This window comes from Mammaliicoccus sp. O-M54 (assembly GCF_022386035.1).
Lineage (GTDB): Bacteria > Bacillota > Bacilli > Staphylococcales > Staphylococcaceae > Mammaliicoccus > Mammaliicoccus sciuri_A.
The window spans coordinates 1-4,937 of record NZ_JAJNJE010000017.1 but is presented as its reverse complement, the minus strand read 5'-3'; the positions used below and the strand labels follow the sequence as shown (position 1 = coordinate 4,937).

4 protein-coding genes are annotated in these 4,937 nt (G+C 30.2%); all 4 read left to right on the top strand.

What is annotated here, in order from left to right; all coding sequences use genetic code 11:
* Positions 1-97 precede the first annotated feature (97 nt).
* Positions 98-1,042, top strand: a complete 945-nt coding sequence (locus tag LQ673_RS14580) for a replication initiation factor domain-containing protein (protein ID WP_107510584.1) — start codon at positions 98-100, stop codon at positions 1,040-1,042.
* 161 nt (positions 1,043-1,203) lie between these two features.
* Entirely contained in the window at positions 1,204-2,583 is a 1,380-nt protein-coding gene (gene tet(K), locus LQ673_RS14575; RefSeq protein WP_239745098.1) for a tetracycline efflux MFS transporter Tet(K), read from the top strand.
* 186 nt (positions 2,584-2,769) lie between these two features.
* Positions 2,770-3,981, top strand: coding sequence for a MobV family relaxase (gene mobV / locus LQ673_RS14570; RefSeq protein WP_016913210.1), 1,212 nt, complete (start codon positions 2,770-2,772; stop codon positions 3,979-3,981).
* 552 nt (positions 3,982-4,533) lie between these two features.
* Positions 4,534-4,698, top strand: coding sequence for a ribbon-helix-helix domain-containing protein (locus tag LQ673_RS14565; RefSeq protein WP_017722131.1), 165 nt, complete (start codon positions 4,534-4,536; stop codon positions 4,696-4,698).
* Positions 4,699-4,937 lie beyond the last annotated feature (239 nt).

The window sequence follows — 4,937 nt, the reverse complement described above, 5'->3', positions numbered from 1 at the left end:
AATTTGTATATCTAGATATTAAACGATTTAAGTTTATTCTTCAAGATATATATTTGGGTGAGCGACTTCTTAAACAAAATTAAGGAGTCGATTTTTTATGAGTAAAAAAGAACAAGAAATCTATTCAAAACAAGCTACATCAGGGGAAGTGCAAAATTACTCCTTAACCGGATACTCTAATAGCCGGTTGGACGCACATACTGTGTGCATATCTGATCCAAAATTAAGTTTTGATGCAATGACGATCGTTGGAAATCTCAACCGAGACAACGCTCAAGCCCTTTCTAAATTTATGAGTGTAGAGCCCCAAATAAGACTTTGGGATATTCTTCAAACAAAGTTTAAAGCTAAAGCACTTCAAGAAAAAGTTTATATTGAATATGACAAAGTGAAAGCAGATAGTTGGGATAGACGTAATATGCGTATTGAATTTAATCCAAACAAACTTACACGAGATGAAATGATTTGGTTAAAACAAAATATAATAAGCTACATGGAAGATGACGGTTTTACAAGATTAGATTTAGCCTTTGATTTTGAAGATGATTTGAGTGACTACTATGCAATGTCTGATAAAGCAGTTAAGAAAACTATTTTTTATGGTCGTAATGGTAAGCCAGAAACAAAATATTTTGGCGTGAGAGATAGTAATAGATTTATTAGAATTTATAATAAAAAGCAAGAACGTAAAGATAATGCAGATGCTGAAGTTATGTCTGAACATTTATGGCGTGTAGAAATCGAACTTAAAAGAGATATGGTGGATTACTGGAATGATTGCTTTAGTGATTTACATATCTTGCAACCAGATTGGAAAACTATCCAACGCACTGCGGATAGAGCAATAGTTTTTATGTTATTGAGTGATGAAGAAGAATGGGGAAAGCTTCACAGAAATTCTAGAACAAAATATAAGAATTTGATAAAAGAAATTTCGCCAGTCGATTTAACGGACTTAATGAAATCGACTTTAAAAGCGAACGAAAAACAATTGCAAAAACAAATCGATTTTTGGCAACATGAATTTAAATTTTGGAAATAGTGTACATATTAACATTACTGAACAAAAATGATATATTTAAACTATTCTAATTTAGGAGGATTTTTTTATGAAGTGTCTATTTAAAAATTTGGGGAATTTATATGAGGTGAAAGAATAATTTACCCCTATAAACTTTAGTCACCTCAAGTAAAGAGGTAAAATTGTTTAGTTTATATAAAAAATTTAAAGGTTTGTTTTATAGCGTTTTATTTTGGCTTTGTATTCTTTCATTTTTTAGTGTATTAAATGAAATGGTTTTAAATGTTTCTTTACCTGATATTGCAAATCATTTTAATACTACTCCTGGAATTACAAACTGGGTAAACACTGCATATATGTTAACTTTTTCGATAGGAACAGCAGTATATGGAAAATTATCTGATTATATAAATATAAAAAAATTGTTAATTATTGGTATTAGTTTGAGCTGTCTTGGTTCATTGATTGCTTTTATTGGTCACAATCACTTTTTTATTTTGATTTTTGGTAGGTTAGTACAAGGAGTAGGATCTGCTGCATTCCCTTCACTGGTTATGGTGGTTGTAGCTAGAAATATTACAAGAAAAAAACAAGGCAAAGCCTTTGGTTTTATAGGATCAATTGTAGCTTTAGGTGAAGGGTTAGGTCCTTCAATAGGGGGAATAATAGCACATTATATTCATTGGTCTTACCTACTTATACTTCCTATGATTACAATAGTAACTATACCTTTTCTTATTAAAGTAATGGTACCTGGTAAATCAACAAAAAATACATTAGATATCGTAGGTATTGTTTTAATGTCTATAAGTATTATATGTTTTATGTTATTTACGACAAATTATAATTGGACTTTTTTAATACTCTTCACAATCTTTTTTGTGATTTTTATTAAACATATTTCAAGAGTTTCTAACCCTTTTATTAATCCTAAACTAGGGAAAAACATTCCGTTTATGCTTGGTTTGTTTTCTGGTGGGTTAATATTTTCTATAGTAGCTGGTTTTATATCAATGGTGCCTTATATGATGAAAACTATTTATCATGTAAATGTAGCGACAATAGGTAATAGTGTTATTTTTCCTGGAACCATGAGTGTTATTGTTTTTGGTTATTTTGGTGGTTTTTTAGTGGATAGAAAAGGATCATTATTTGTTTTTATTTTAGGATCATTGTCTATCTCTATAAGTTTTTTAACTATTGCATTTTTTGTTGAGTTTAGTATGTGGTTGACTACTTTTATGTTTATATTTGTTATGGGCGGATTATCTTTTACTAAAACAGTTATATCAAAAATAGTATCAAGTAGTCTTTCTGAAGAAGAAGTTGCTTCTGGAATGAGTTTGCTAAATTTCACAAGTTTTTTATCAGAGGGAACAGGTATAGCAATTGTAGGAGGTTTATTGTCACTACAATTGATTAATCGTAAACTAGTTCTGGAATTTATAAATTATTCTTCTGGAGTGTATAGTAATATTCTTGTAGCCATGGCTATCCTTATTATTTTATGTTGTCTTTTGACGATTATTGTATTTAAACGTTCTGAAAAGCAGTTTGAATAGTTATATTATATTTTGGTTTAGAACTATGAGTGGCTAGCATTTTGCCACTCATTTTTTGCGTTAGCAAAAACAGGTTTAAGCCTCGCAGAGCACACGTATTAACGACTTATTGTAAAATAAGTCTAGTGTGTTAGACTTATTTTATTAAATACCTATAAAACCTTAGTGCTGAGGAGTGATTTTTATATGTCGTATTCTATTATTAGAGTTTCAAAAGTTAAAACTGGAACAAATACAACAGGCATACAAAAACATGTTCAAAGAGAAAATAATAATTATGAAAATGAAGATATAGACCATAGTAAAACTTACTTAAATTATGATTTGGTAAATGCTAATAAACAGAATTTTAATAACTTGATTGATGAAAAAATTGAACAGAATTATACAGGTAAAAGAAAAATTAGAACAGACGCGATTAAACACATTGACGGTTTAATTACATCAGACAATGATTTCTTTGATAATCAAACGCCAGAAGATACAAAGCAGTTTTTTGAATATGCTAAAGAGTTTTTAGAACAAGAATACGGTAAAGATAATTTATTATATGCAACAGTTCACATGGACGAAAAAACCCCACATATGCATTATGGTGTTGTGCCTATTACTGATGACGGTCGATTAAGTGCAAAAGAAGTTGTAGGGAATAAAAAGGCGTTAACAGCGTTTCAAGATAGATTTAACGAATATGTTAATCAACGTGGGTATGATTTGGACCGAGGACAATCAAGACAAGTTACAAATGCTAAACATGATCAGGTAAACCGATATAAGCAAAAAACAGAATATCATAAGCAAGAATATGAGCGTGAGAGCCAAAAATTAAGCCATATACAACAAAAAAGCAGTGAGTTGATAGAACAATACCAAAAATCATTAGAAACGCTTAAAAAGCCTTTAAACGTCCAATATGAACATGAAACTGAAAAAGTAGGTGGATTATTCAACAAAGAAATACAAGAAACAGGCAATGTTGTAATAAGCCAAGAAGATTTTAATACCTTTCAGAAACAAATAGAAGCAGCACAAACGATTACAGAAGATTATGAGCGTATTAAGTCTGGTAAAGCGTTGAATGAGCTTAAAAATGAAAATAGTAAGCTTAGAGAAGAAAACAAGGATATGTCTGAAACTTTAGCAAGAGCAAATGAGTTTATAAAAGACCTCAAAAAACACCTTGATAATGCGCTTAATGTTATTAAAGTTATTAGAGAGATTTTTGAGAAGTTAGAGCAAGTTCTTGGTAGAAATAAATACCAGCATTTGATGAATGATGTAAGTAGAGATAATGGTCGTATGATAAAGGCGATACAAATATTAGATAAACAAATACATCCTGAAGAATATCAAGAAGAAAAGAATACGCAAAAACGTGATAGGGGTAGAGGTAGATAAATAAAAACGCCACTCTAAAAATAGAATGGCGTTCAAAACCTTTAAAGAATTGTTTTAAGTATATCTAATTTAATTATACCCACATTTATGCCGAGAAAACTTTTTGGTTGGAATAATGAAATGTGATAGCTAACTTGTTAGCGAGTTGGTTGGGCTTGAATTGGGATTAATCCCAAGAAAGTACCAACTCAACATCACATGGAATTGTTGGTTCCGACCAAAAAGGAAATTGGAATAAAAAATAAATTGAGTTAATGGTTTAGGTTTTAGGGCTAACTTCACGAAGTGATCTGTTAGCCCTGTTTTTGTATTTTGCTTTAGAATTTATCAAATTTAGTTGGAAAAAGGGGGACTACTACGACCCCCCTTTTAAGTGCCGAGTGCCAAATTGCTTTATAACATGTCTTTGTTCTTACTCTCACAAGGGATTAAGCCTTGTTAAATCTAAGGGACATTTTAGGGACATTTTGAGTTATTGTATAGAAATCTCTAGACATGTATGTATAAATGGAATAAAATAAACTTATTAATAGTTAGAAATGGGGAGTAAAAATGGTTCGTACAAAAGTAGGTATAACTTTAACTGAAGATACTTTGAAAAGACTTGAAGAAATTGCAGAACAAATGGGCTTAAGTAAGTCCCAGGCTATTTCTATGTTGATTAATAACGAGTATTTAAGTAAGTATCAAAGCGAAGATAAAATATTTAAGGCATAAAAAAAGACTTGATCTAATTAGGAACTAATTAGACCAAGCCTTTTGTTAGTGTTATATTAATAACAAAATAAAAAAAGAAGTCGCTCACGCCCTGACCAAAGTTTGTGAACGACAAAATCGTAATAAAATATAAGAATTATGTTTTATTAATTTGTATATCTAGATATTAAACGATTTAAGTTTATTCTTCAAGATATATATTTGGGTGAGCGACTTCTTAAACAAAATTAAGGAGTCGA

Excerpts from the sequence above, each read along its gene's own strand:
- mobV (WP_016913210.1), top strand. The coding sequence starts at position 2,770 with ATGTCGTATTCTATTATTAGAGTTTCAAAAGTTAAAACTGGAACAAAT.
- LQ673_RS14580 (WP_107510584.1), top strand. The coding sequence starts at position 98 with ATGAGTAAAAAAGAACAAGAAATCTATTCAAAACAAGCTACATCAGGG.
- LQ673_RS14565 (WP_017722131.1), top strand. The coding sequence starts at position 4,534 with ATGGTTCGTACAAAAGTAGGTATAACTTTAACTGAAGATACTTTGAAA.